This window comes from Polaromonas sp., from assembly GCF_039932935.1.
In the GTDB taxonomy this organism is placed as follows: domain Bacteria; phylum Pseudomonadota; class Gammaproteobacteria; order Burkholderiales; family Burkholderiaceae_C; genus Polaromonas.
The window spans coordinates 1-24861 of the sequence record NZ_JBDTPB010000040.1; the positions used below are offsets into that span (position 1 = coordinate 1).

The following is a 24861-nucleotide window of genomic DNA, read 5'->3' on the forward strand; positions in this document are numbered from 1 at the left end:
GGCGCGCTGATCCACACCCGCAGCATGGAAGAGGCCTGCGAGATCAGCAACCGCATCGCACCGGAACACCTCGAGGTCTCCAGCCGTGATCCGCACCAATGGGAACCTTTGTTGAAACACGCCGGCGCCATCTTCCTGGGCGCCTACACCAGCGAATCGCTGGGCGACTACTGCGCCGGCCCCAACCACGTACTGCCCACCAGTGGCACTGCGCGTTTCAGCTCGCCGCTGGGCGTCTATGACTTCCAGAAACGCTCCAGCCTGATTGAAGTCAGCGAAGCCGGCGCTCAGGTGCTGGGAAAGATCGCCGCCGAACTGGCCTACGGCGAAGGCCTGCAGGCGCATGCGCGTGCGGCTGAGATGCGGTTGAAATAAAACCCTCCAAAATTACACGAACTTCGTGTTGCACGAAATTCGTGTAAACTTCAGCCTATGAAGAACGTCACCATCACCGTGGACGACGCCGCCCTCGAATGGGTGCGGGTGGAGGCGGCCAAGCGCAATACCAGTGTGTCGCGCCTTGTGGGCGAGATGTTGACGGAAAAGATGCAGCGCACCGACGCCTACCAGCGCGCCATGCACGATTGGCAGAACAAGGCGCGGCTCTGGGTGTCCGACGGGCAGCCTTACCCCACGCGTATCGACCTTGACGAGCGCGGCGCATGAGCAGCGCCGCCACCACGACCGGCGTGTTTGTCGACGCCAACATCCTGATTTACAGCGAAGACGGGGCTGACCCGGCCAGGCAGCAAGCCGCCTTGGCTTGGTTGACGGTGCTGTGGCAGCGCGGCATGGGCCGCATCAGCACGCAGGTGCTCAATGAGTTTTACCTCTTGGCTACCCGCAAGATCCAGCCGCCCATGCCGGCGGGCGATGCGCGCGCCGAGGTGCGCCGCTATGAGCTCTGGCAGCCGTGGCAAACCGACCATGCCACGGTTGAATCCGCCTGGGCAGTCGAAAGCCGCTACGGACTGCATTACCGCGATTGTTTGGTTATCGCCGCGGCCCAGCATTTGGGATGCCGCTACCTGCTGAGCGAAGACCTGGCGCACGAACAGCACTACGGCGGCGTCCAGGTGATCAACCCTTTTAAAACCGGCATTGAACTGCTGGAGCAAACCCCATGATCGAGCCTTCATCTCTACTGGACCCCAGAATCAAATCCCTGATCCGCCAGGATGTGCAGTCTATGCACGCCTACGCCATTCAGGACTCGGCCGGCATGGTCAAGCTCGACGCGATGGAGAACCCGCACCGCCTGCCGGCTGAGCTGCAGGCCAAACTGGGCGAGCGCCTGGGCGCGGTGGCGCTCAACCGCTACCCCGATGGCCGCGTCAACGACCTGCGCCGCGCGTTGGCGGCCCATGCGGGCATGCCCGAGGGCTTTGACATCATGCTGGGCAATGGCTCGGACGAACTCATTTCGTTGCTGGCCATGGCTTGCGATGTAGAAGGGGGTTCCATATTGGCGCCGCTGCCAGGCTTTGTGATGTACGCCATGAGTGCGCAGCTCCAGGGCCTGAAATTCATCGGCGTGCCGCTGACGGCCGACTTTGAACTCGACGAAGCCGCCATGCTGGCCGCCATCAAGGAGCACAAGCCTTCGCTGATTTACCTGGCCTACCCGAACAACCCCACGGCCAACCTGTGGGACGACGCGGTGATTGAAAAAATCATCGAGGCCGTGGGCGAGCAAGGTGGCCTGGTCGTCATGGACGAGGCCTACCAGCCGTTTTCCAGCAAAAGTTATATCAACCGCATCGCGAAACACAAACATGTGCTGCTGATGCGCACCATGAGCAAATTTGGCCTCGCCGGCGTGCGCCTGGGCTACATGATGGGCCCGAAAGCGCTGATCGCGGAAGTCGACAAGGTGCGCCCGCCCTACAACATCAGCGTGCTCAACTACGAGTGCGCGCTGTTTGCGCTGGCCTACCAGGAGGTGTTTGCCGCCCAGGCGAAAGACATCCTGGCGCAACGCGTGAGGATTTTTGACGAACTGCAGGCCTTGCCGGGCGTGAAGGCCTGGAAAAGCGACGCCAACATGATCCTGGTGCGCGTGCCCGATGCCGCCAAAACCTTTGAGGGCATGCGCTCGCGCAAGGTTCTTATCAAAAACGTTTCTAAAATGCATCCATTGCTGGCCAATTGTTTGCGCCTGACGGTCGGCACCGCGGACGAGAACACGCAAATGCTGGCGGCGCTTAAAGAATCCCTATGACCACCCCCCTACTTGCTCCCTCTCTCCCGAGAACCGCCGAGGTTTCGCGCAACACCGCCGAAACCCAGATCACCGTCAAGCTCAACCTGGACGGCACCGGTCAGGCCAACCTCTCCACGGGCATCGGCTTCTTCGACCACATGCTCGACCAGATCGCCCGCCACGGCCTGATCGACCTGGACATCCAGGCCAAGGGCGATTTGCACATCGACGGCCACCATACGGTGGAAGACGTGGGCATTACCTTCGGGCAGGCAGTGGCCAAGGCTGTGGGCGACAAAAAAGGCCTGCGCCGCTACGGCCACGCCTATGTGCCGCTCGACGAGGCGCTGTCGCGCGTAGTGGTCGATTTTTCGGGCCGCCCGGGCCTGGAGATGCATGTGCCCTTCAAGAGCGGCATGATCGGCACCTTCGACAGCCAGCTGGCCTACGAATTCTTTCAGGGCTTCGTCAATCACGCCTTCGTCACGCTGCACATCGACAACCTCAAGGGCGAAAACGCCCACCACCAGGCTGAAACGGTGTTCAAGGCGTTTGCCCGTGCGCTGCGCATGGCGCTGGAGATCGACCCGCGCGCTGCCGGTGTGATTCCTTCGACCAAGGGATCGCTTTAAGCATTGAATAAATTTAAGCCTTTTAGGGCTCTAGCCCAATAAGGGCGTGCGCAAGAAGCTATTAAACTTGTAGCAAAAATACATTCTCAAACCTGATGGCAAAACCCAAAACAGTGGCCGTGGTCGACTACGGCATGGGCAACCTGCACTCCGTGTCGCAGGCCGTGCGGCATGTGGCCGCAGGCAGCGGCTTTGAGGTGATGGTCACCTCCAAAGCCGAAGACGTGATGAACGCCGAGCGCATCGTACTCCCCGGCCAGGGCGCCATTGCCGACTGCATGCGCGAGTTGGCCGACTCCGGCATGCTGGAGTCGGTGCTGCACGCCGCAGCGCACAAACCTCTCTTTGGTGTCTGCGTGGGCATGCAGATGCTGCTCACCCACAGCGACGAAGGCGTGCCCGGCGACGGCGGCGCCGGAACAAACGGCCTGAACCTCATCCCCGGCCAGGTCATCAAGTTTGAGCTGGCTGGCCAGACCCAACCCGACGGCAGCCGCTACAAGGTGCCGCAAATGGGCTGGAACCAGGTTCACCAAAATGGGGCGGGCACGGCCAAAGCCCACCCGGTCTGGGCCGGTGTGCCAGACGGCTCTTACTTTTATTTCGTGCACAGTTTCTATGCCCGTCCGTCAGATGCGCACCACATCGCGGGCGAGGCTGACTACGGCGCGCGCTTTACGGCGGCGATTGCACGCGATAATATTTTTGCCACCCAGTTCCACCCCGAGAAAAGCGCCGACCACGGGCTGGCCCTGTACCGCAACTTCCTGCACTGGAACCCCTAGCCACCACAAATGCCTTGGGTCAGACCCGGTACCCGGACGCCGGACTTTTTGTTACCCTGAGCACCCGTTTTTCTTTTTTCACCGTCTTTTCTACCGCCACATGCTACTCATCCCCGCGATTGACCTGAAAGACGGTCACTGCGTCCGCCTCAAACAGGGCGACATGGATCAATCCACGATCTTCAGCGAAGACCCGGCCGCCATGGCGCGCAACTGGGTCGACAAGGGCGCGCGCCGCCTGCACCTGGTGGACCTGAACGGCGCTTTTGCGGGCAAGCCGAAGAACGAGGCTGCCATCAAGCAGATCCTGGCCGAAGTCGGCAGCGAAATCGACGTGCAGCTGGGTGGCGGCATCCGCGACCTGGACACCATTGAACGCTACCTCGACGCCGGCCTGCGCTACGTCATCATCGGCACGGCCGCCGTGAAGAACCCCGGCTTCCTGCAAGACGCCTGCACGGCCTTCGGCGGTCACATCATCGTCGGCCTGGACGCCAAAGACGGCAAGGTCGCCACCGACGGCTGGAGCAAGATGACCGGCCACGAAGTCATCGACCTCGGCAAAAAATTCCAGGACTACGGCGTCGAATCCATCATCTACACCGACATCGGCCGCGACGGCATGCTCACCGGCATCAACATCGACGCCACCGTCAAGCTGGCGCAAGCGCTGACCATTCCCGTGATCGCCTCGGGCGGCCTTTCGAACATGGCCGATATCGAAAAGCTCTGCGAAGTCGAGGAAGAGGGCGTGGAAGGCGTGATCTGCGGCCGATCGATTTACAGCGGTGACCTTGACTTTGAGAAGGCGCAGGCTCGTGCAGATGAGTTGAATGGATGACCGCTGTTGCGATGAAGGGCAATTCTGTATGCCAGCATGAGCCGCGGAACCGGCTTTGCCGGGCCGCAGGGCGGGCGGCCCCCTCGGGGGGCAGGGAGCTACACGCAGTGAGCGACCGTGGGGGCGCATGTTAGCCAAACGAATCATTCCTTGCCTCGACGTGACCGGCGGCCGCGTTGTGAAGGGCGTCAACTTCACCCAGCTGCGCGACGCAGGCGATCCGGTCGAGATCGCTGCGCGTTACAACGAGCAGGGCGCCGACGAACTCACCTTTCTCGACATCACCGCCACCAGCGACGGCCGCGATCTGATTCTGCCCATCATCGAGGCCGTGGCTTCGCAAGTCTTCATCCCCCTTACCGTGGGTGGCGGCGTGCGCACCGTTGAGGACGTGCGGCGCCTGCTGAATTCGGGGGCCGACAAGACCAGCTTCAACTCCGCCGCCATCGCCAACCCGCAGGTGATTGCCGACGCGTCCGCCAAATACGGCTCGCAGTGCATCGTGGTGGCGATTGACGCCAAGCGCCGCAGCGCCGAAGACGAAAAGCGCCTGACGCCTGCCGGTGAACCTGTGGGCCCGGGCTGGGATGTTTACAGCCACGGCGGGCGCAAAAACACCGGCCTGGACGCCGTAGCCTGGGCCACCGACATGGCGCGGCGCGGCGCCGGCGAAATTTTGCTGACCAGCATGGACCGTGACGGCACCAAGTCCGGCTTTGACCTGGCGCTGACCCGCGCGGTGAGCGACGCCATCAGCGTGCCGGTGATTGCCTCCGGCGGCGTCGGCAACCTGGAACACCTGGCCGACGGCATACAGACCGGCGGCGCCGATGCAGTGCTGGCCGCCAGCATTTTTCACTACGGCGAATACACCGTGCAGCAGGCCAAGGCCCACATGGCTTCACGCGGAATTCCAGTTCGAATAACGTAACCCCCGTCGGACGCTCACTGCGTGTAGCGCCTTCCCCCTGAAAAAAAGCAACCCCTGCAGGCTTCGCTGCGCTACGCCTTCCCCCCTGCTGGGGCGATATCTGCAGTCCGGCGAAGCCGGTCCCACGATATCCTTGCTTTATCGTGTCCCTAAATCCCCGACAATAGGCTTATGAATTGGTTGGATGAAGTCAGCTGGGACGACAAGGGCCTGATCCCTGTGATTGCACAAGAAGCCTCCAGCGGCGATGTGCTCATGTTCGCGTGGATGAACCGTGAGGCGTTGCAAAAGACCGCCGAGCTCGGCCAGGCGGTGTATTTCAGCCGCTCGCGCGGGCGCCTCTGGCACAAGGGCGAGGAATCCGGTAACCAGCAAACGGTGCATGAAATTCGCCTTGACTGCGACAACGACGTGATCCTGCTCAAGGTGACGCAGCTTGGCCACACGCCAGGCATCGCCTGCCACACGGGCCGCCACAGCTGCTTTTTCAGTGTCTATAAAGACGGCCAGTGGGTGGTGACCGAGCCGGTCCTTAAAGACCCGACAACCATGTACAAACAGACTCCGGGCAAACATGACCACGAATGACTCCCTCCAGCGCCTGGCGCAGATCATAGAAAGCCGCAAGGCGGCCAATGGCGGCGATCCGGACACCAGCTATGTAGCGCGCCTGCTGCACAAAGGCCCCGACGCCTTCCTGAAAAAAATCGGCGAAGAGGCCACTGAAACGGTGATGGCCGCCAAAGATATTGACCACGGCGGGCCCACCGCAGAGCTTAAGGGCAAGCTGGTCGGTGAAGTGGCCGACCTGTGGTTTCACAGCCTGATTGCGCTGTCACACTACGGCCTCAGCCCGCTCGACGTGATTACCGAGCTGGAGCGCCGCGAAGGCACCAGCGGCATCGAAGAAAAAGCCTTGCGCAAGGCGCAGCACCGCGATGCTGCGGAAAAACCTTGAGCTTGTGCAACCCGTATTCATCTGACTTGACCACGACAGGAACCTGACCCGATGGAAACCGACCTGGCCGAATTCGAAGGCAAGAACCCCAACGACCGAACCGTCATGCATGTGCTGTATGCCCTGCACACGCTGGCCTGGTTCAGCGGCGGCGTGTTCGCGGTGATTGCCGTCATCATCAATTACATCCGCCGCGCCGACGAGTCCGATCCCCTCTACATCGACCACCACAGCTACATGATCCGCACCTTCTGGTGGACGCTGGCCTGGTTGGTGCTGTTGTCGCCGCTGTGGCTGCTGTTCGTGCTGCCGGGTGCTGTGGCTTACGGCATCGTGTGGCTGTGGTACCTGTACCGCTGCGTGCGGGGCTGGATGCGCTTTAACAGCCACCGCCCGACCTGATTCCATGCCCAGTTCGATGCGACATGTCGTTGCCCCGCCTTGCCGTGCTTCAGCACTGTCTGCGGCGGTGCGCCTAATCTCGCGCCGAACTGAACATGGAATCGCGCTTTTTGCTTTTGCCTAAGGATTCCGACCAAGCCATGAGCCACTCAGACAACTGCCTCTTCTGCAAGATTGCCGCAGGCGCTATCCCCAGCCGCAAGGTGTACGAAGACGACGAGTTTTTTGCCTTCCACGACATCAACCCCTGGGCGCCGGTGCATTTCCTGATCATCCCCAAGGAGCACATCCCCTCGATGGCGCAGGTCGGCCCCGAGCATGCCGCGATGCTGGGCCGCCTGATGACGCTGGCCCCCAGGCTGGCGATGGAGCAGGGCTGTAACCCTTACCCTGAGGGCGGCTACCGCATCGTGACCAACACGGGCGCGGAGGGCGGGCAGGAGGTGCATCACTTGCACTTCCACGTAATTGGCGGGCCCCGACCCTGGCTGAAGGGTTAGCCCCCGCGCTTGTCGCTTCGCGTACTGCGCTGCCCCCCGAGGGGGCGCTGCGCCTGCGGCCCGGCAAAGCCGGTCCCGCGGCCCTGGCTGGCGGCAGAAAATCGTGTCTGCCGCGCAGTGTTGAGTGAAGAATCAGGTGTCGCCAAAGGGAACCCTGACGCCCCCAATCACACTAACCCGGTAGGGCAATGTGTGTAATCAGCGTCCTGACAGGCCGGGCCTTTAGAATCAAGTCAGTTGCGTGCAAACCGGCAATTCCGCATTTACCTGCACTTACACCTCTCAATTCCAGATTAGGAGCAAATCATGGGTTCATTTTCCATTTGGCACTGGTTGATCGTGCTGTTGATCGTGGTGATGGTTTTCGGCACCAAGAAGCTGAAAAACATGGGCAGCGACCTAGGCGGCGCCGTCAAAGGTTTTAAGGACGGCATGAAGGAGGGCGGCCAGCCCCCGGCCGACGTGCCCGTACCGCCTGCCAGCGTCACCAACGCACAGGCCGCCGACAAGACCACCATCGACGTCGAAGCACGCCAGAAGTCATGAGCCCCCACGCTTGTCGCTTCGCGTACTGCGCTGCCCCCCGAGGGGGCCGCTGCGCCTGCGGCCCGGCAAAGCCGGTTCCGCGGCCCATGCTGGCATAACAAGCTTTGCCTGAATCTCCATGATTGATCTCGGCATTTCCAAGATGGCGCTTATCGGCGCCGTGGCGCTGATTGTCATCGGCCCCGAAAAACTGCCGCGCGTGGCGCGCACCGTAGGCACCTTGCTGGGCAAGGCGCAGCGCTATGTGGCCGATGTCAAAAACGAGGTCAACCGCTCCATGGAGCTGGACGAGCTCAAGAAGATGAAGGAAACTGTCGAGGGCGCTGCCCGCGACGTGGAAAACTCCATCCAGACCAATGCCAGCGACTTCGAGAAGTCGTGGGCCGAGGCGACAGGCGATGCTTCCTCAAGCGCATTGCCGGGCATGGAAATCTTTCCCGAATACAAACACCCGAAAAAGAAATGGCGGCTCAAGCAGGGCGCTACGCCCCAGTGGTACAAGGCCCGTTCGGGCGTGCGCACCCGGGCGCAGTCCGGTGCGGCGCGCGTGGCGCGTTTCCGTCCGCAGCCGGGCCGCATGCCTTGAGCTTTCCTGCTGATTCCCTCCTGTTTGCGTGCTTCCCCGCGCAGCCCCACCAGCGCAAATTCTCCTCATGAGCGATCCCCACACCGACAAGCCTGACGAACTCGCGGGCACCGAGCAGCCTTTTGTGCAGCACCTCGTGGAGCTGCGCGACCGGATGATCAGGGCGGTGATTGCCATCGGCATTGCGGCCGCCGTGCTGGCGGTGTACCCCGGCGCCAGCGCCCTTTATGACCTGATGGCCGCTCCGCTGGTGGCCTCGCTTCCGGCGGGCTCCAAGCTGATCGCCATCAGCGTGATCACGCCTTTTGTGGTGCCCATCAAGATCCTTTTCATGGCGGCATTCATGATCGCGTTGCCGGTGGTGCTGTACCAGGTGTGGGCCTTCGTCGCCCCGGGCCTGTATTCGCATGAGAAAAAACTGGTCATGCCGCTGGTCGTTTCCAGCACCCTGCTGTTTTTTGTGGGTGTGGCCTTCTGCTATTACTTCGTGTTCGGCCAGGTGTTTGCCTTTATCCAGAGCTTTGCGCCCAAGTCGATCACGGCCACGCCGGACATCGAGGAATACCTGAGCTTTGTGCTGGGCATGTTCCTGGCGTTCGGGCTGGCCTTTGAGGTACCGATTGCGGTGATCCTGCTGGTGCGCATGGGCATACTCACCGTGGCCCAGCTGCGCCAGTACCGCGGCTATTTCTGGGTGATTGCCGCCGTCGGCACCGCCCTGGTCACGCCGCCCGATGCGGGCTCCATGATCATGCTGCTGATGGTGGTGGGTGGCTTGTACGAGGTCGGCATCGTCGCGGCCCAGCTGTTCGTCAAGCACACCAAGGCGCCGGACACCGACGGCGACGCAGAAGCCGCCAAGCCCTGATTTCCTCGGGCTTGCCAAGCCCAGGGGCTGGCCCCCAGGGCATGCCGGGCCACTAAAAAAATAAACAAAAAGGGCTGTAGCCCAATCGTGACGTGCGCAAGCAGCTATTAATTTAATAGCAAACCGCGTCCTTTTTCCCTTGCTCCCATTGGCATGGCGTTGCGCTACGCCTCAACGAATCAGCGCTGCTGAACTTTCGGCCGTTGGCGTTTGCCCGGTGTCACGGCAATCTCGGTCTGCTTGTCCTTGCGCAGCACCGTCAAAGGCGCGGGCGTGCCGGGCTTGAGGGCCGCCACGGCGGTCAAGAGCTGGCTCACGTTGCGCACACCCTTGCCGTTCACGGCGGTGATCACGTCGCCGGGCAGAATGCCGGCTTGCGCGGCCGGGCCGTTTTGCAGCACCCCGGTGATGATGACGCCGCCCTCTTTGGCCGCCGCTACCGGAAGGCCAAACGTTTCCGCGAGTTCGGGGTTGAGGTCCTGCGGCTCCACGCCGATCCAGCCGCGTGTGACCTGGCCGTCTTTCACGATGCCGTCCAGCACCAGCTTGGCGGTCGACACGGGAATGGCAAACCCGATGCCCATGGAGCCGCCCGAGCGCGAGTAGATCGCGGTGTTGATGCCCATCAGGTGGCCGTTCACGTCGACCAGCGCGCCGCCCGAGTTGCCGGGGTTGATGGCAGCGTCAGTCTGGATGAAGTTTTCAAACGTGTTGATGCCCAGCTGGTTGCGCCCCAGGGCGCTCACGATGCCGCCGGTGACCGTCTGGCCCACGCCAAACGGGTTACCAATGGCCAGCACCGCATCGCCTACCTGCAGGGCGTCGGAGTTGCCCAGCACGATGACCGGCAGTTTGTCGAGGTTGATCTTGAGGATGGCCAGGTCGGTGTCCGGGTCGGTGCCGATGACCTGGGCCTTGGCCTTGCGCGTGTCGTTGAGGATGACCTCGATCTCGTCGGCGCCTTCAACCACGTGGTTGTTGGTCAGGATGTAGCCGCTGGCGCTGATGATCACCCCGCTGCCCAGGCCGCCTTGCGGTTCGTTGGGGCTCTGGTCGCCGAAGAAAAACTTGAACCACGGGTCTTCGGCATGCGGGTTTTTGGCCGCGGCCTTGCTGGTGTTGATGCTCACGACCGCTGCGGACGCGACCTTGGCGGCCGAGGCAAAGCCAACGCCCGGACCGGCGCCGCGTGGCGCATTGCCGGCCGGCGCTTCAAGGACAGACACGCCCGGCGCGTTGCCGCGGTCCAGCCACTGCGGCTTGAGCGTAGCCACCACGAAGTAAGCCGCCAGCAGGACGGTGACGGTTTGCGAGAAAAGAAGCCAGGTGCGTTTCATGAAGCGGTGAGGAGCCAGGGCGCCGGTAAAGGATCAAAAAAGAGGGAGGTCCCGCGGCGCAGGTCCGGAGGGTGCCGCGCCGGATGATGAGTTTATCGCTTCGCACCCCTGGTCGCTGTAAGCAAGCACGCCGGTTGGGTCCGCTACCATGCTTGCGGCTGCCGCGAGGCTGCGCGCAGGGCCGGCCGGGAACGGCGCCCGAGATCAACAACCATAAGCAGGAGACATTCATGCATCAGTATTCAAGGCGAAACTGGCTTGCGCGCGGTGCGGCCACGCTGGCTGCCGGCTCGGCGGGCCTGGCGCTGCCGGTTCTGGCGGCGCCCACCGCGACAAAATTCCCGGACAGCCTGGTGGTGCAGGGCACCACGTTGCAGCTCAATGGCGCCGGCACGCGCTTCAAGGCCATCTTCAAGGTCTACGACATGGCGCTGTACACGAGCCGCAAGGTCACGTCGGCTGACGAGGCCATGAAGCTGGGCACACCCGTTCGTCTGGCTTTTGTGGCGCTGCGCGAGGTCTCCGGCACCGACCTGGGCCGGCTGTTTCTGCGCGGCATGGCCGAAAACGCGAGCCGCGACGCTGTCAGCCGCCATTCGGTGTCAAGCAACCGGCTGATCGACATCTTCTCGGGCCGCAGCAAGCTGATGCCTGGTGATTCGTTCGCGATGGAGTTCGTGCCGGGCAAGGGCACCAGCTTTTTCATTGCAGAGCAGCTGCAAGGCGCGCCGGTCGGTGATGCGGAGTTTTTCCGCCTGGTGCTGGGCATCTGGCTGGGCTCCCAGCCGGCCGACTTTATGCTCAAGGACGCTCTGCTGGGTATCGAAAAAAGCTGAGCGGCCTGAGACAATTGCGGCATGAGCACCACCCCACGACAGGACCTGTTGCAGGCTTTTGACACGCTGTTGCAGCCCGCGCGCTTCAAGGACTACGGCCCCAACGGTTTGCAGGTCGAAGGCAAGCCCGAAGTGGGCAAGATCGTCTCGGGCGTTACGGCCAGCCTGGCGTTGATCGAGGCGGCCGTTGCAGCGCAGGCCGATGCGATATTTGTGCACCACGGCCTGTTCTGGCGTGGCCAGGACGGCCGGGTCACTGGCTGGATGAAGCAGCGCCTGGCGCTGCTGCTGGCGCACGACATCAACCTCTACGCCTACCACCTGCCGCTGGACGCGCACCCCGAACTCGGCAACAACGCGCAGCTCGGCGTGCAGCTGGGCCTGGCGGCGACCGGGCGCTTTGGCGAACACGACCTGGGCTTCCTCGGCGGGCGAACCGACGGCGGCCAATTTGCCAATGCCGGGGCGCTGGCCGCGCATGTCAAAAAAGTGCTAAATCGGCCTGTAACCCAGGCAGGACCAGCGCAAGCAGCTATAAAAAACATAGCATGGTGCACGGGCGGCGCGCAAGGCTACTTTGAGGCAGCCATCGTCGCGGGCGCTGATGCCTTCATCACCGGCGAAATTTCGGAGCCCCAGGCGCATTACGCGCGCGAGATGGGCGTGGCCTTTATTGCCTGCGGGCACCATGCGTCGGAGCGCTACGGTGCGCCGGCTGTAGCCGCGCATGTGGCCAGGCAGCTGGGCCTGGCCCACCAGTTCATCGACATCGACAACCCGGCATGAAGCCGTACTGAAGCGGCACCGCAGCTCCGCTGGATCACCCCGGGAGGCGTTAGGCTGGCTTGTGGCGGTGTCGGCCGGCACGCGGTGCTTTGGGGCTGGACGTTTTGGGGCGTGTCGGGGTTTGCGGGGTGGCGTTTCGCAGTGCGCGCCAGCTGGAGCCCAGCTCGGCATGTTCCACCGGCACGGCGATGCGGGTTTCGGGGTCGAGCATCGCGGCACGGGAGCGCATGGCGCGCGCCGCCTGCGCCACCGACTGCGCTTCGTGCAGCAGCTGCGCTACGTCCTTGCCGGCGACCGACAGATGCACGATGCCGACGGCAATATCCGGATTGACCCGGATGCGCTGCCCGCCCAGGGCGGTCACGTCCATGGGCCGGCGCAGACTGGACGCCACGCGCAGGCCCAGCGTGCGTATCCAGCGCGGCGAATGCATGGTTTCCAGCAGCACCACAAAGCAGCGGTCGTAGTAGCGGCCGGCCGGGTTGACGGCGCCTGTATGGCGCTGCATGCGCCGTGCCAGCTGGATGTAGATGTCGTTCAGGCCCGCCTGCCCGATTTGCGGCAGCAGGGCTTCGGGCTCGAACAGCAACACCGCCATCAAAGCGCCGTCGCGCCGTGTGCGCAGACGCCGGCGCTGCGCACGGATGATTTTTTGCACCATGGCCACGCCGTCATAGAGCTGGGTGATCGGGTCGCGCCGCGACACGTCGCCATCCATCATTTGCCGGATCTGCCGGTTGCGCAACCACAGCATCGCCGCGGTGATGACCACGCTGAGCAATGCCGCCAGCGCCACGCCGGCTTGCGCCAGCAGGGCGAGCCGGGTGGGGTTGAGCGCCAGGGCGTAAAGGCCGATTTGTGCGGGCAGGGTCAGCAGGCAGCCCAGCGCCAGACCCCATGCCAGCCGGTCGCCCAGCTGCGTGGCACGCACCGACAGCCAGAGCACCACCGAAAGGTTGGCAATTGCCAGCGCGGCCGAAACGGGCAGGGCCCATTGCGGCGGCAGCAACAGGCACAACGGCCCGCCCGTGATGCACACCAGGGTCATGGCCAGAAGGCTGACCTTCATCAGGCGGTCGCGCTGATGGGCCGACAGCCATTCGCTCGCGCCGACACTGCCGATGGCGGCGCCAAAAGGCCCTATAAGGATTTGTGCGATGCGCAGGGGCTCGATGGCGGCGGGCCACAGCTCGCCAGGCAAGCCGCACAACAGCAGCACGACGAGCCAGCAAAAAGCGAGGTAGGCCAGGGTATGCCAGGCTGCACGGCTACGGCTGTAAAACGCATCGGCCAAAGCCAGCAACACCACCAGGCCAAGCGCCCCGGCCGCGGCGCTCCACAGCATCATTTCCGTGCTGGTCATCAGGGCGGGCGCGGCTGCATTCATCGCACGTTAAGGTGTCGCGTAGCGGCAAGCCGGCCGCCAGCGTGTGGTTTGCGCCAAAATACCCCAAGCATGCATTTGATTGAACCCCCGGAAACTTCAGACCTGCCGCCGCGCTGGACCGCTGGCGTGACGCTTCGTTTTTTGGCGATTATGGGCCGTCCGGCAGCCAAATGCACCCTGCAGCCTGAATTCATCGCGGTGAGTGGTGAAGCAACCTGTGTGGGGAGGGCCCGGTGAACAAGCTGCTGCTGCTCACCATGGGCGATGCCGCAGGCATCGGCCCGGAAATCATTGCCAAGGTTTTTCGGGACGCGCCGGATGACATGGCCGGGTGTGCCGTGGTGGGCGATGTGGCCACCCTGCGCCGCGCCGCCGCGCTGACGGCGTCTCCGCTGGCGTTGCCGGTGGCACAGCTGGGCAGCCTGGCCGACGTGGCGGGCCTGCCACCGCACTGCATCGGCGTGCTACAAAAATGTGAGCTGGCCGCGCCCGTGGCGTATGGGCAGGTGAATGGTTTGGCCGGGCAAGCCGCGGCCGACTGCATTGTCTGGGCGGCGCGCAGCGTGCTGGCCGGCGAGGCCGCAGCGCTGGTCACCGCGCCCATCCACAAGGAGGCTCTGGCGGCCGCCGGAGGCTGGGCCGCCGGGTTCCCGGGCCACACCGAAATGCTGCAGGCCGAGGCGGCCGCTTTTTTGGGCAAACCCGTCAGCGAGGTGCCGGTGCGCATGATGCTGGCCAATGACGAACTCCGGACCGTGTTGGTGAGCATTCACATGTCGCTGCGCCAAGCCATTGAGTCGGTGACCTTCGAGAATGTGCTGCAAACCCTGCGCATTACGCACCAGGCCGTGGGCAACAGCCTGGGCCGCGCGCCTCGCATCGCGGTGGCGGGACTGAACCCGCACGCCGGCGAGGGTGGGCTGTTTGGCAGCGAGGAGCAGGCCATCATTGCGCCGGCCATTGCGGCAGCACGGGCTGAGGGGCTGGATGCCAGCGGCCCCTTCGCGCCCGACACGGTGTTCATGCGGGCCCGCCATGCACTCGGCAAACCCGGCGAGTTTGACGTGGTGGTGGCCATGTACCACGACCAGGGGCTGATTCCGGTCAAGTACCTGGGCGTGGAGCAAGGCGTCAATGTCACGCTGGGCCTGCCGCTGGTGCGCACCAGCCCTGACCATGGCACGGCTTTCGACATTGCCGGCACCGGACGCGCAGACGCCTCCAGCCTGCTGGCCGCCGTCCGCATGGCACGGCAGCTTGTTGTTGGCTAAAAATTCAAGCGAAATCGGGCTCTATCCCAATAGATACCTGCGCAAGCAGCTATTAAATCAATAGCAAGCGCCACATCTTCGCAAGCAGGGGCCGCGCGTCCGGCTTTGCCGGCGCGGAGGCGCCGCCCCTGGAAGGGGGAAGGCGCTACACGCAGTGAGCGCCCGACAGGGTGAGCTAATCTTGCCAGCCGTAGGTGCCGTCCCCCTGAGGGGGAAGGCGCGAAGCGACTCAGGGGGTTAGCTCTTTTTTAGGCTGTCGCGTATTTCGCGCAGCAGCACGATGTCTTCAGGCGTTGCGGGTGGTGCAGGCGGCGGGGCGGCTTCATGGTTGCGCTTGAGGCGGTTAATCTGCTTGACCATCAGGAAAATGATGAAAGCCAGAATGACGAAGTTGACCGTCACGGTCAGGAAGTGACCATAGGCAAACACCGGGACGCCGGCTTTTTTAAGGGCCTCCAGCGACATATCGGTTCCCGGCGGCACATTGCCCAGAAGCACGTACATGCTGGAAAAGTCGAGTTTGCCAAAGACCAGGCCCACCACCGGCATGATCAGGTCGCTCACCACGGCGTCGACGATCTTGCCGAAGGCCGCGCCGATGATCACGCCCACGGCCAGATCGACTACGTTGCCCTTGATGGCAAATTCCTTGAATTCCTGCATCATTCCCATGAGTCTCTCCTTTTGTTGGCAGGATTATGAGCGCTCGCCGAGTTTTCAGACCCCGTGCACAGGGGCGGCTTGCAACAAAGTATGCGAAGGCGCCGGTCTGCCTTAAAAAGAGGCACTTCCAGCGTGGCCCTGCGAGCCGCCGCCACCCCGGCCGGGCCCTCTGCCTTGAAAAACGACATCGCGCTCCGCTACAATTGCGGGTTGACCCCACCAAGCCTCCCAACAAGCCTATTTCAAGCCAGTTCTTGAAGGACTCTCATGACTCAAGCAAGCGAAGCAAGCGCAAACGGTGTGCCCCACGGCGCCTCCGTCGATAAAGATAAAAGAAACTGGCTCGTGGCCACCTGCGCTGTTGGCGGCGCCGGCGTAGCCGCCACCGCAATTCCCTTTGTCAGCACGTTCCAGCCCTCCGAAAAAGCCAAGGCAGCCGGCGCGGCTGTCGAGGTCGATATTTCCGGTGTGAAACCCGGTGAAAAAATCACCGTGGAATGGCGCGGCAAGCCCGTCTGGATCGTCAAGCGCACGCCCGAGCAGCTCGCCGAGCTGCCCAAGGTCGATGCCCTGCTGGCCGACCCCAAATCGGAACGCAAGCCCGACGAACTGACCCCCGAATACGCCCGCAACGAAAACCGCTCCATCAAGCCCGACACGCTGGTGGTGGTGGGTATTTGCTCGCACCTGGGCTGCTCGCCCTCCGACAAATTCCAGCCCGGCGCACAGCCCTCGCTGCCCGATGACTGGGCCGGCGGTTTTCTGTGCCCCTGCCATGGTTCGACTTTCGACATGGCCGGCCGCGTCTACAAAAACAAGCCCGCACCGGACAACCTGGAAGTTCCGCCGCACATGTACCTCTCGGACACCCGTCTGCTGATTGGTGAAGACAAGAAGGCCTGAAGGCGCTTCCTTAACCCGCGTTAACCAAGCTCCTTCACAAGACCCTGTAGCCAGCACCTGATACCCGCCGACTTGTCTGCCACGTACCAGGCGCTTGCCAAAGAATCCCACCGAACCAGGATCAGTTATGGCTGAATTCAAAGAAATTTCTCCCGATGCCCCGCTCGCCGCCAAGGCGATGAACTGGGTCGACAACCGGTTTCCCGCAAGCAAGCTCTACAAAGAGCACATGAGCGAGTACTACGCGCCGAAGAACTTCAACTTCTGGTACATCTTCGGCTCGCTCGCCATGCTGGTGCTCGTCATCCAGATCGTGACCGGCATCTTCCTCACGATGAACTACAAGCCCGACGCCGCACTGGCCTTCGGCTCTGTGGAATACATCATGCGCGACGTGCCCTGGGGCTGGTTGGTCCGCTACATGCATTCGACCGGCGCTTCCGCGTTCTTCGTGGTGGTGTACCTGCACATGTTCCGCGGCCTGCTGTATGGCAGCTACCGCAAACCGCGCGAGCTGGTCTGGATTTTTGGCTGTGCGATTTTCCTGTGCCTGATGGCCGAGGCCTTCATGGGCTACCTGCTGCCATGGGGCCAGATGAGCTACTGGGGCGCCCAGGTGATCGTCAACCTCTTTGCCGCCATTCCTTTCATCGGCCCTGACCTCGCGCTGCTGATTCGCGGCGACTATGTGGTGGGCGACGCCACGCTGAACCGCTTCTTCGCTTTCCACGTGATCGCCGTGCCGCTGGTGCTGCTCGGCCTGGTGGCTGCGCACATCATCGCGCTGCACGAAGTCGGCTCCAACAATCCCGACGGCGTCGAGATCAAGGGCCCGAACGCACCGAAAGACGCGGCAGGCCATCCGCTGGACGGCATTCCCTTCCACCCGTACTACACGGTGCACGACATTTTCGGTGTGAGCGTCTTCCTGATGATCTTCACGGCGATCATCTTCTTCGCCCCCGAATTCGGCGGCTACTTCCTCGAATACAACAACTTCATCCCGGCCGATCCGCTGAAGACGCCGGCGCACATTGCTCCGGTCTGGTACTTCACGCCGTATTACTCCATGCTGCGCGCCATTACCAGCGAGATGGCCGGTGCACTGGGCGTTATCGTGATCGTTGCTGCGGTGCTGGCAGGCAAAAAACTCAGCGGGCTGTGGAAGCCTGCCGTGTTGCTGGTGGCGATCGGTGCCGCATTGTTGCTGGGCTTGCTGCCGTTCATCGCCGGCGTGGTGGGCTCGGTGATTCCTTCGGCCGGCGCCGGTCTTACCGCCGTGCTGAATGCCATCGTCAAACCGCTGGCCCAGGTGCCTTTCCTCGGTGAGCTCTGGGGCATGCTGATCAAGGGCATTGACGCCAAGTTCTGGGGCGTCGTGGTCATGGGTGGTGCGGTCATCATTTTGTTCTTCCTGCCATGGCTGGACCACAGCCCGGTCAAGTCCATCCGTTACCGTCCTGACTGGCACAAATACATGTACGGCATCTTCGTCGTCAATTTCCTGGTGCTCGGCTATCTGGGCGTTCAGCCCCCGTCGGCCATCGGCGAGCGTGTGTCCCAGCTGGGCTCTCTGTTCTATTTTGGTTTCTTCCTTTTGATGCCGTGGTGGAGCCGTCTGGGGACGGCCAAGACGCCGCCGGACCGTATTGTTTTCCACGGCCACTAAGCAGGAGATAACAACAATGAAAAAACTCATTTTTTCCCTGATCGCGGCCTTCGGTCTGGTTGCCGGTGCACACGCCTCCGAAGGCGGCCTCGCCTGGGACAAGGCACCTGACAAGACCAACGACGTCGGTTCCCTGCAGAACGGTGCCAAGCTGTTTGTCAATTACTGCCTGAACTGCCACTCCGCCGCCTTCATGCGTTTTAACCGCCTGAAGGACATCGGCCTGACCGACAAGGAAATCAAGGACAACCTGCTGTTCACCACCGAAAAAGTGGGCGACACCATGAAAGCCGCGATTGACCCCAAGCAGGCCAAGGACTGGTTTGGCGGCAACCCGCCCGACCTGAGCGTCATTGCGCGTTCGCGTTCCGGCCATGGCGGCACGGGGGCTGACTACCTCTACACCTACCTGCGCACCTATTACCGCGACGAGACCAAAGCCACGGGCTGGAACAACCTCGCATTCCCCAATGTGGCCATGCCGCATGTGTTGTGGGAGCTGCAGGGTGTTCGCACCCCGGTGTTTGACGAAAAAGAAGAGCACGGCCACAAGGTGTCCGTCTTCAAGGGCTGGACGCAGGTTACGCCCGGCACCATGACGCCTTTGCAATACGACCAGGCGATGGGCGACCTCGTGGGTTATCTGCAGTGGATGGGTGAGCCGGCCCAGAACACGCGTATTCGGGTCGGTGTCTGGGTGCTGCTTTTCCTTCTTTGCTTGACCTTTGTTGCCTGGCGCCTGAATGCGGCGTTCTGGAAAGACGTCAAGTAAATTTTTCGCCGGGGCTAAAGCCCCCGGCACCTTCTGGAGTGGATGCTTTTCAGCGTATCCACTCCTTTGCATTTAGGAGTTCCGCACCATGATGGTCCTTTATTCAGGCACAACCTGCCCTTTCTCGCACCGCTGCCGTTTTGTGCTGTTTGAAAAAGGCATGGACTTCGAAATTCGCGATGTCGACCTTTACAACAAGCCCGAAGACATCAATGTGATGAACCCTTACGGACAGGTGCCGATTCTGGTCGAACGCGACCTGATCCTGTACGAATCGAACATCATCAACGAGTACATCGACGAGCGTTTTCCGCACCCACAACTGATGCCCGGCGACCCGGTTGACCGTGCGCGTGTCCGCCTCTTTTTGCTCAATTTCGAAAAAGAGCTGTTTGTCCATGTCAGCACGCTGGAATCGCGCGCTTCCAAGGGCAACGAAAAGGCGCTGGAAAAAGCCCGCTCGCACATCCGCGACCGCCTGACCCAGCTCGCACCGATCTTCCTGAAGAACAAATTCATGCTCGGTGACAACTTCTCCATGCTGGACGTGGCGATTGCCCCGCTGCTGTGGCGCCTGGATTACTACGACATCGACCTGTCGAAAAATGCCGCACCGCTGCTCAAGTATGCGGAACGCATTTTCTCGCGTCCGGCTTACATTGAAGCGCTGACGCCTTCTGAAAAGGTCATGCGGAAATAATGGCCCCCACGCTTTTCACTTCGCCTTCGGCTGCGTGTAATGCGCTGCCCCCCGAGGGGGCGCTGCGCCTGCGGCCCGGCGAAGCCGGTTCCGCGGCCCCTGCTGGTGAAGAGGATGCTCGCACATTGCGTCGGGTTTCACTTGGCTGAATTCATGAACGTCCTGGACTCCACGTCGACGCGTCCGTACCTGATACGGGCTTTGTACGAATGGTGCACCGACAACGGGTTCACGCCTTATGTGGCCGTGACGGTGGACGACTCGGTCCAGGTTCCGCGTGAATACGTCAAAAACAATGAGATCGTGCTCAACATCAGTTTCGATGCGACCTCGTCGCTCAAGCTGGGCAATGATTTCATCGAATTCAAGGCGCGATTTGCCGGGAGTGCCCGCGAAATCATGGTGCCTATCAGCCACGTGATTGCGATTTACGCGCGTGAAAACGGGCAAGGCATGGCTTTTCCCATGGTTGCAACCTCGTCGCCGGTACCGGTTTCGGCTGCAGAGCCCGGCACCGATGTTCCTGATGGCACACCGGTGACGGCCGTCACGCCTGTGCACCCCCACAGCCCAGGGGACGGTCCTGAAAAGATCATGCAGCTGGTGCCGGAAAGCAGTGCCGAGGCGCAAGATGACGACGGTTCCGAGCCGCCCGACCCTCCGAAATCGCCTCGGGCCCGGCCTTCGCTGAAACGGGTCAAGTAAAATAGTTTTCTATGTGCCGCTTTAGCTCAGTTGGTAGAGCAACCGCCTTGTAAGCGGTAGGTCGTCAGTTCGATTCCGACAAGCGGCACCATTTCCCCAGGTTCTTGCCTTTCCCATGCCATATGGGTACCATCGCTACAAAATTAGTAGCAGGTAACGCCATCAGTGTGCGGGCTCAGACGCACTGAGGCACCAGGAGGTGGTCTGGAAGACTACTTTCTGAGTATTAGTATCTTCAGGCGAATTGAGGTAACCTTCCAACCTTTGCCGAGAAGGCGCGCCTGGATCAGGGGGAGCAACTGCCGGATTTTTGCGGCGGCGGCATTCCCGCTGACCAGCAGGCACCAGGTTTCACCGTCAATCGGACCGGCCTGGACGGCGGGTCGCAGGGCTTCAGGAATCAGTGACTCAATGGCCTTGAGCCGCTCACCGGACTCCTGGACAAGCTCCGTCAGCCGGGCCAGGGACGGTGAATTCCCGGCCGCCTGGTAGACGGAAACTGCCTGAGGAAGGCGCCGGTCAGTGGTCATGGTGAGCAGATCGCAGCCTGGCAAGCGCAGGCTGTAAAAAAAGAGGTAGACAAGTGCATTTGATTATCACGGATGCGTGGCTGGCGAAAAGCCGGGCCATTTATTTAAGCGGTACCAAACTGGTGCTGGCCGGCTTTGTCGCCGCGCTGGCGCTCATGCTCGTCGCGGCCGGCCTGTACCACTGGGTGTTCCTCAAGGGCGCCCGCGAAGGCTGGCCCGTCATTGGGTCCCTGGTCAAACTCATGGTCAAGGACGAATTCGACCAACGCGACCGCTTCATGCGCGAAAACCTCGACGTCATGGCCAAACGGGTCGGTGAAATGCAGGCCAAGATGATGCAGCTCGAAGCACTCGGTGAGCGGGTGTCGGGCCTGGCCGGCGTCAGCCCGAATGACATCAAGGTGACGCCAGGCCGCGGCGGTGCATTGGTGGCGGGCCCTTCGTTGACCATGGAAGAGCTGCAGGCCACTTTGGCGGAGCTGGACAAATTAACCGACCAGCGCGTGGACCTGATGACCGTGATGGAGTCGCGTCTTTTCGACCAGAAGATCAAGAAAATGATGGTTCCCACGCAGGAGCCCGTGGCCGGCGGCAATCTGGGCTCGGCCTTCGGCTGGCGCATTGACCCCCTGAACGGCCGCTCCGCCTTGCACACCGGGCTCGATTTTCCTTCCGAGCCAGGCACTGCGATTCTTGCCGCTGCGGGCGGCGTGGTCGTCACGCAGGAATACCACCCCGCCTACGGCAACATGGTGGAAATTGACCACGGCAACGAACTCGTCACACGCTACGCCCACGCTTCCCGGGTACTGGTCAAAAAAGGCGACCTGATCAGGCGCGGGCAAAAAATTGCTGAGGTGGGCACCACGGGCCGTTCCACCGGCCCGCACCTGCACTTCGAGGTGCTGGTCCAGGGGGTTTTTCAGGATCCGCAGAAGTTCCTGACCGCAGGGCAAAAACTGCCTGGGCCCACGGTTGCGGCCGTTTCTTCGCGGTCTCCGGTGCCTGTTTCGCAGCTGCCCCGCCCTCACTAGGCGGTTGATTGCTGCCGTGCACGGTAGCAGGGCTTTTTGCCGTCATTGCGGTTTTACGGCGAGTGGCCATGACTCTCCCCTGGCAGAGTTAAAATCAGGAGTTTGGGCCCGGTTGAAGTAACCGTAGGCGCCCACACCTAGGTTCCGTACACAAAAAGGGATTTCGGCCGCATTGCCTAGCTCGCGGGAGCGGTCAAAGGCGGCCTCGTATTTATGGCTTCCAACATCCTGACCAAAATTTTCGGCAGCCGCAACGACCGGCTGCTCAAGACCTACCGCAAAACCGTAGAACGCATCAATGCACTGGAAATCCAGTACGAGAAGCTGACCGACGATCAGTTGCGCGCCAAAACCCAGGAACTCAAAGACCGGGTGGCCGCAGGTGAAGAACTCGATGCGGTGCTTCCCGAAGCGTTTGCCGTGGTCAGGGAAGGCAGCAAACGCGTCATGAAGATGCGCCACTTTGACGTCCAGATGCTGGGCGGCATGTCGCTTCACAACGGCAAGATTTCGGAAATGCGCACCGGTGAGGGCAAAACCCTGACGGCGACGCTGCCGGTGTACCTCAATGCATTGACCGGCAAGGGCGTGCATGTGGTGACGGTCAATGATTACCTGGCCAGTCGCGACGCGCGCTGGATGGGCAAGCTCTACAACTTCCTCGGCCTGACAGTCGGCATCAACCTGCCCAATATGTCGCGCGAAGAAAAGCAGGCGGCCTACGGCTCCGACATCACCTACGGCACCAACAACGAATACGGCTTCGACTACCTGCGTGACAACATGGTCTACGAGGTGGCCGACCGCGTGCAACGCGGCCTGAACTACGCCATCATCGACGAGGTCGACTCGATCCTGATCGACGAAGCCCGCACGCCGCTCATCATCAGCGGCCAGGCCGAAGACCATACCGAGATGTACCTGGCGATGAACAAGGTTGTGCCCTTGCTGACGCGCCAGGAAGGCGAAGCCGACCCGCGCACCGGCGAGGGCGTGACCAAGCCCGGCGACTACACCATCGACGAGAAAACCCATCAGGTGTTCCTGACCGAGCAGGGCCACGAGAACGCCGAGCGCCTGCTGTTCAACCTGAGCCTTATTCCGGAAGGCGCCACGCTCTACGACCCGGCCAATATTTCGCTGATGCATCACCTGTATGCAGCGCTGCGCGCCAACTTGCTGTATCACCGCGACCAGCACTATGTGGTGCAAGACGGCGAAGTGGTGATTGTTGATGAGTTCACCGGCCGCTTGATGTCGGGCCGCCGCTGGAGCGATGGCCTGCACCAGGCTGTTGAAGCCAAAGAGGGTGTGCAGATCCAGGCAGAAAACCAGACGCTGGCGTCCATCACCTTCCAGAACTATTTCCGCCTGTACGGCAAGCTCTCCGGCATGACCGGCACGGCCGACACCGAAGCCTACGAGTTCCAGGAAATCTATGGTCTCGAAACCACGGTGATTCCGCCCAACCGCGTGAGCCGCCGCGACGACCAGTTGGACCGCGTCTACAAGACCACGCGCGAGAAATACGAAGCAGCGATCAAGGACATTCGCGAATGCTACGAACGCGGCCAGCCCGTGCTGGTCGGCACGACGTCGATTGAAAACTCCGAGATCATCGACCAGCTGCTGACCAAGGAAAACCTGCCGCACCAGGTGCTGAACGCCAAGCAGCATGCGCGCGAAGCGGACATCGTGGCCCAGGCCGGCCGCCCGAAGATGATCACCATCGCCACCAACATGGCGGGCCGCGGCACCGACATTGTGCTGGGCGGCAATGTTGAAAAGCTGATCGAAGCGGTTGAGGCCGACGAGGCCCTGGACGCAGGCGCCAAGGACGTGGAAATTACGCGCCTTCGCGCCGTGTGGAAAGACGAACACGAGCAGGTCACCGGCTTGGGCGGCCTGCGCATCATTGCGACCGAGCGCCATGAATCGCGCCGTATCGACAACCAGTTGCGCGGCCGTTCTGGCCGCCAGGGCGACCCCGGCTCCTCGCGCTTTTACTTGAGCCTGGACGATCCGCTGATGCGCATTTTCGCGGGCGACCGCGTCAAGGCCATCATGGAGCGCCTCAAGATGCCGGACGGCGAGGCTATCGAGGCGGGCATTGTGACCCGCAGCATCGAGTCGGCCCAGCGCAAGGTGGAGGCGCGCAACTTCGACATCCGCAAGCAATTGCTTGAATACGATGATGTGGCCAATGATCAGCGCAAGGTGATCTACCAGCAGCGCAACGACATCATGGACGCGAGCAACCTGCAGGCCCAGATCGCTTCGCTGCGCGAAGGCTGTTTCACCGATCTGGCGCGGCAGTACGTGCCGGTTGAAAGCGTTGAAGAGCAGTGGGATATTGCCGGGCTCGAGAACGTGCTGCGCGATGAGTGGCAGATCGATCTGCCCCTGCGCCAGGAGCTGGAAGCCGCCACCGCCATCACCGACGACGACGTGGTGGAAAAAGTCATCACCGCAGCCAACGCCGCGTTTGATGACAAGGTCGAAAAAATCGGTGAAGAAAACTTCACGCAGTTCGAGCGCATTGTCCTGCTGCAAAGCATCGACAGCCACTGGCGTGAGCACCTGAGCGCCCTTGACTACCTGCGCCAGGGCATTCACCTGCGCGGCTACGCGCAAAAGCAGCCCAAGCAGGAATACAAGCGCGAAGCGTTTGAACTCTTTGGCCAGTTGCTGGACAGCGTGAAGAACGAAGTCACCAAGGTGCTGATGACGGTCAAGATCCAGTCGGGCGAGCAGCTCGAGCAGGCCGCCGAGGAAATGGAAAACCGGGCCGAGAACATCACCAACGTCACTTACACCGCGCCGACCGAAACCGGCGAAGTGGAAACGACGACGGACAGCGAGTCGCAGCGCCGTGCATCGGCCATCCCGGCCGACGAAGTTCCGCGTGTGGGCCGCAACGACCCGTGCCCCTGCGGCTCGGGCAAGAAGTACAAAAACTGCCACGGCCGCCTGAACTGAGCGCCACGCTGCGCTGAACATCGCCCGACTTACCCCT

Annotated in this window: 30 protein-coding genes and 1 tRNA gene; 27 read left to right on the plus strand and 4 right to left on the minus strand. The window is 62.0% G+C overall.

Annotation, left to right across the window (positions count from 1 at the left end):
• The 15 genes from ABI546_RS07070 to tatC form a co-directional block, all read left to right on the plus strand.
• Positions 1-375 (plus strand): histidinol dehydrogenase (locus tag ABI546_RS07070; RefSeq protein WP_348045484.1); only part of this gene is annotated, 375 nt, incomplete at its 5' end.
• A gap of 57 nt (positions 376-432) precedes the next feature.
• Positions 433-666: a CopG family transcriptional regulator gene (locus tag ABI546_RS07075; protein WP_092129187.1), complete on the plus strand. Its 234-nt coding sequence runs from the start codon at positions 433-435 to the stop codon at positions 664-666.
• The gene (locus ABI546_RS07080; RefSeq protein ID WP_348045486.1) at positions 663-1127 is read left to right on the plus strand and encodes a PIN domain-containing protein; all 465 of its coding nucleotides are present in this window, start codon (positions 663-665) and stop codon (positions 1125-1127) included. The genes ABI546_RS07075 and ABI546_RS07080 overlap by 4 nt, the downstream gene beginning before the upstream one ends.
• Positions 1124-2221: a histidinol-phosphate transaminase gene (gene hisC / locus ABI546_RS07085; protein ID WP_348045488.1), complete on the plus strand. Its 1098-nt coding sequence runs from the start codon at positions 1124-1126 to the stop codon at positions 2219-2221. Before ABI546_RS07080 ends, hisC begins: the two co-directional genes overlap by 4 nt.
• On the plus strand, positions 2218-2835 hold the full coding sequence (gene hisB, locus ABI546_RS07090) for an imidazoleglycerol-phosphate dehydratase HisB (protein WP_348045490.1): 618 nt from the start codon (positions 2218-2220) through the stop codon (positions 2833-2835). The genes hisC and hisB overlap by 4 nt, the downstream gene beginning before the upstream one ends.
• Positions 2836-2930: 95 nt before the next feature.
• The gene (gene hisH / locus ABI546_RS07095) at positions 2931-3620 is read left to right on the plus strand and encodes an imidazole glycerol phosphate synthase subunit HisH (protein WP_348045492.1); all 690 of its coding nucleotides are present in this window, start codon (positions 2931-2933) and stop codon (positions 3618-3620) included.
• 100 nt (positions 3621-3720) lie between these two features.
• The gene (gene hisA, locus ABI546_RS07100) at positions 3721-4461 is read left to right on the plus strand and encodes a 1-(5-phosphoribosyl)-5-[(5-phosphoribosylamino)methylideneamino]imidazole-4-carboxamide isomerase (protein ID WP_348045494.1); all 741 of its coding nucleotides are present in this window, start codon (positions 3721-3723) and stop codon (positions 4459-4461) included.
• A gap of 127 nt (positions 4462-4588) precedes the next feature.
• Complete coding sequence (gene hisF / locus ABI546_RS07105) at positions 4589-5392, plus strand: imidazole glycerol phosphate synthase subunit HisF (protein WP_348045496.1); 804 nt, start codon at positions 4589-4591, stop codon at positions 5390-5392.
• Between the two features lie 171 nt (positions 5393-5563).
• A complete protein-coding gene (hisI, locus tag ABI546_RS07110) occupies positions 5564-5980 on the plus strand; it encodes a phosphoribosyl-AMP cyclohydrolase (protein WP_348045498.1) in 417 nt (138 codons plus the stop codon).
• On the plus strand, positions 5967-6350 hold the full coding sequence (locus ABI546_RS07115) for a phosphoribosyl-ATP diphosphatase (protein ID WP_348045500.1): 384 nt from the start codon (positions 5967-5969) through the stop codon (positions 6348-6350). Before hisI ends, ABI546_RS07115 begins: the two co-directional genes overlap by 14 nt.
• Positions 6351-6401: 51 nt before the next feature.
• Entirely contained in the window at positions 6402-6752 is a 351-nt protein-coding gene (locus tag ABI546_RS07120) for a hypothetical protein (RefSeq protein WP_348045502.1), read from the plus strand.
• 140 nt (positions 6753-6892) lie between these two features.
• Entirely contained in the window at positions 6893-7252 is a 360-nt protein-coding gene (locus ABI546_RS07125; protein ID WP_348045504.1) for a histidine triad nucleotide-binding protein, read from the plus strand.
• Between the two features lie 306 nt (positions 7253-7558).
• Positions 7559-7798 carry a Sec-independent protein translocase subunit TatA gene (gene tatA / locus ABI546_RS07130; RefSeq protein ID WP_348045506.1) on the plus strand — a complete coding sequence of 80 codons (240 nt, stop codon included), beginning with the start codon at positions 7559-7561 and terminating at the stop codon, positions 7796-7798.
• A 118-nt stretch (positions 7799-7916) separates the two neighbouring features.
• A complete protein-coding gene (tatB, locus tag ABI546_RS07135) occupies positions 7917-8384 on the plus strand; it encodes a Sec-independent protein translocase protein TatB (protein WP_348045508.1) in 468 nt (155 codons plus the stop codon).
• A gap of 67 nt (positions 8385-8451) precedes the next feature.
• On the plus strand, positions 8452-9252 hold the full coding sequence (gene tatC / locus ABI546_RS07140; RefSeq protein ID WP_348045510.1) for a twin-arginine translocase subunit TatC: 801 nt from the start codon (positions 8452-8454) through the stop codon (positions 9250-9252).
• A 179-nt stretch (positions 9253-9431) separates the two neighbouring features.
• On the opposite strand, the gene ABI546_RS07145 is transcribed toward tatC, so the two are convergent.
• Positions 9432-10589 carry a trypsin-like peptidase domain-containing protein gene (locus tag ABI546_RS07145; protein WP_348045512.1) on the minus strand — a complete coding sequence of 386 codons (1158 nt, stop codon included), beginning with the start codon at positions 10587-10589 and terminating at the stop codon, positions 9432-9434.
• Positions 10590-10819: 230 nt separating this feature from the next.
• On the opposite strand from ABI546_RS07145, the gene ABI546_RS07150 reads away from it, so the two are divergent.
• Together ABI546_RS07150 and ABI546_RS07155 are read left to right on the plus strand one after the other, a co-directional pair.
• Positions 10820-11425 carry a chalcone isomerase family protein gene (locus ABI546_RS07150; protein ID WP_348045514.1) on the plus strand — a complete coding sequence of 202 codons (606 nt, stop codon included), beginning with the start codon at positions 10820-10822 and terminating at the stop codon, positions 11423-11425.
• 21 nt (positions 11426-11446) lie between these two features.
• A complete protein-coding gene (locus ABI546_RS07155) occupies positions 11447-12211 on the plus strand; it encodes a Nif3-like dinuclear metal center hexameric protein (RefSeq protein ID WP_348045516.1) in 765 nt (254 codons plus the stop codon).
• Positions 12212-12260: 49 nt separating this feature from the next.
• Here ABI546_RS07155 and ABI546_RS07160 read toward each other — a convergent pair whose 3' ends face one another.
• Positions 12261-13598, minus strand: a complete 1338-nt coding sequence (locus ABI546_RS07160) for a hypothetical protein (RefSeq protein ID WP_348045518.1) — start codon at positions 13596-13598, stop codon at positions 12261-12263.
• Between the two features lie 69 nt (positions 13599-13667).
• Here ABI546_RS07160 and ABI546_RS07165 point away from each other — a divergent pair, with 69 nt between their 5' ends.
• A complete protein-coding gene (locus tag ABI546_RS07165) occupies positions 13668-13835 on the plus strand; it encodes a hypothetical protein (protein ID WP_348045520.1) in 168 nt (55 codons plus the stop codon).
• Complete coding sequence (gene pdxA, locus ABI546_RS07170) at positions 13832-14869, plus strand: 4-hydroxythreonine-4-phosphate dehydrogenase PdxA (protein WP_348045522.1); 1038 nt, start codon at positions 13832-13834, stop codon at positions 14867-14869. The genes ABI546_RS07165 and pdxA overlap by 4 nt, the downstream gene beginning before the upstream one ends.
• A gap of 237 nt (positions 14870-15106) precedes the next feature.
• On the opposite strand, the gene mscL is transcribed toward pdxA, so the two are convergent.
• On the minus strand, positions 15107-15541 hold the full coding sequence (gene mscL / locus ABI546_RS07175) for a large conductance mechanosensitive channel protein MscL (protein WP_348045524.1): 435 nt from the start codon (positions 15539-15541) through the stop codon (positions 15107-15109).
• A gap of 258 nt (positions 15542-15799) precedes the next feature.
• Here mscL and petA point away from each other — a divergent pair, with 258 nt between their 5' ends.
• The 6 genes from petA (at position 15800) to ABI546_RS07205 (ending at position 20372) form a co-directional block, all read left to right on the plus strand.
• Positions 15800-16435, plus strand: a complete 636-nt coding sequence (gene petA / locus ABI546_RS07180) for a ubiquinol-cytochrome c reductase iron-sulfur subunit (RefSeq protein ID WP_348045526.1) — start codon at positions 15800-15802, stop codon at positions 16433-16435.
• A gap of 127 nt (positions 16436-16562) precedes the next feature.
• The gene (locus ABI546_RS07185; protein WP_348045528.1) at positions 16563-18104 is read left to right on the plus strand and encodes a cytochrome bc complex cytochrome b subunit; all 1542 of its coding nucleotides are present in this window, start codon (positions 16563-16565) and stop codon (positions 18102-18104) included.
• A 16-nt stretch (positions 18105-18120) separates the two neighbouring features.
• Positions 18121-18876: a cytochrome c1 gene (locus ABI546_RS07190; RefSeq protein WP_348045530.1), complete on the plus strand. Its 756-nt coding sequence runs from the start codon at positions 18121-18123 to the stop codon at positions 18874-18876.
• 88 nt (positions 18877-18964) lie between these two features.
• Positions 18965-19576, plus strand: coding sequence for a glutathione S-transferase N-terminal domain-containing protein (locus ABI546_RS07195; RefSeq protein ID WP_007868077.1), 612 nt, complete (start codon positions 18965-18967; stop codon positions 19574-19576).
• A gap of 153 nt (positions 19577-19729) precedes the next feature.
• Positions 19730-20281 carry a ClpXP protease specificity-enhancing factor gene (locus tag ABI546_RS07200; RefSeq protein WP_348045533.1) on the plus strand — a complete coding sequence of 184 codons (552 nt, stop codon included), beginning with the start codon at positions 19730-19732 and terminating at the stop codon, positions 20279-20281.
• 15 nt (positions 20282-20296) lie between these two features.
• Positions 20297-20372: transfer RNA gene (locus ABI546_RS07205), tRNA-Thr, on the plus strand.
• Between the two features lie 121 nt (positions 20373-20493).
• On the opposite strand, the gene ABI546_RS07210 is transcribed toward ABI546_RS07205, so the two are convergent.
• The gene (locus ABI546_RS07210; RefSeq protein ID WP_348045535.1) at positions 20494-20811 is read right to left on the minus strand and encodes a hypothetical protein; all 318 of its coding nucleotides are present in this window, start codon (positions 20809-20811) and stop codon (positions 20494-20496) included.
• 53 nt (positions 20812-20864) lie between these two features.
• On the opposite strand from ABI546_RS07210, the gene ABI546_RS07215 reads away from it, so the two are divergent.
• Positions 20865-21845 carry a M23 family metallopeptidase gene (locus ABI546_RS07215; protein WP_348045537.1) on the plus strand — a complete coding sequence of 327 codons (981 nt, stop codon included), beginning with the start codon at positions 20865-20867 and terminating at the stop codon, positions 21843-21845.
• A gap of 213 nt (positions 21846-22058) precedes the next feature.
• Complete coding sequence (secA, locus tag ABI546_RS07220) at positions 22059-24824, plus strand: preprotein translocase subunit SecA (RefSeq protein WP_348045539.1); 2766 nt, start codon at positions 22059-22061, stop codon at positions 24822-24824.
• Positions 24825-24861: the final 37 nt, after the last annotated feature.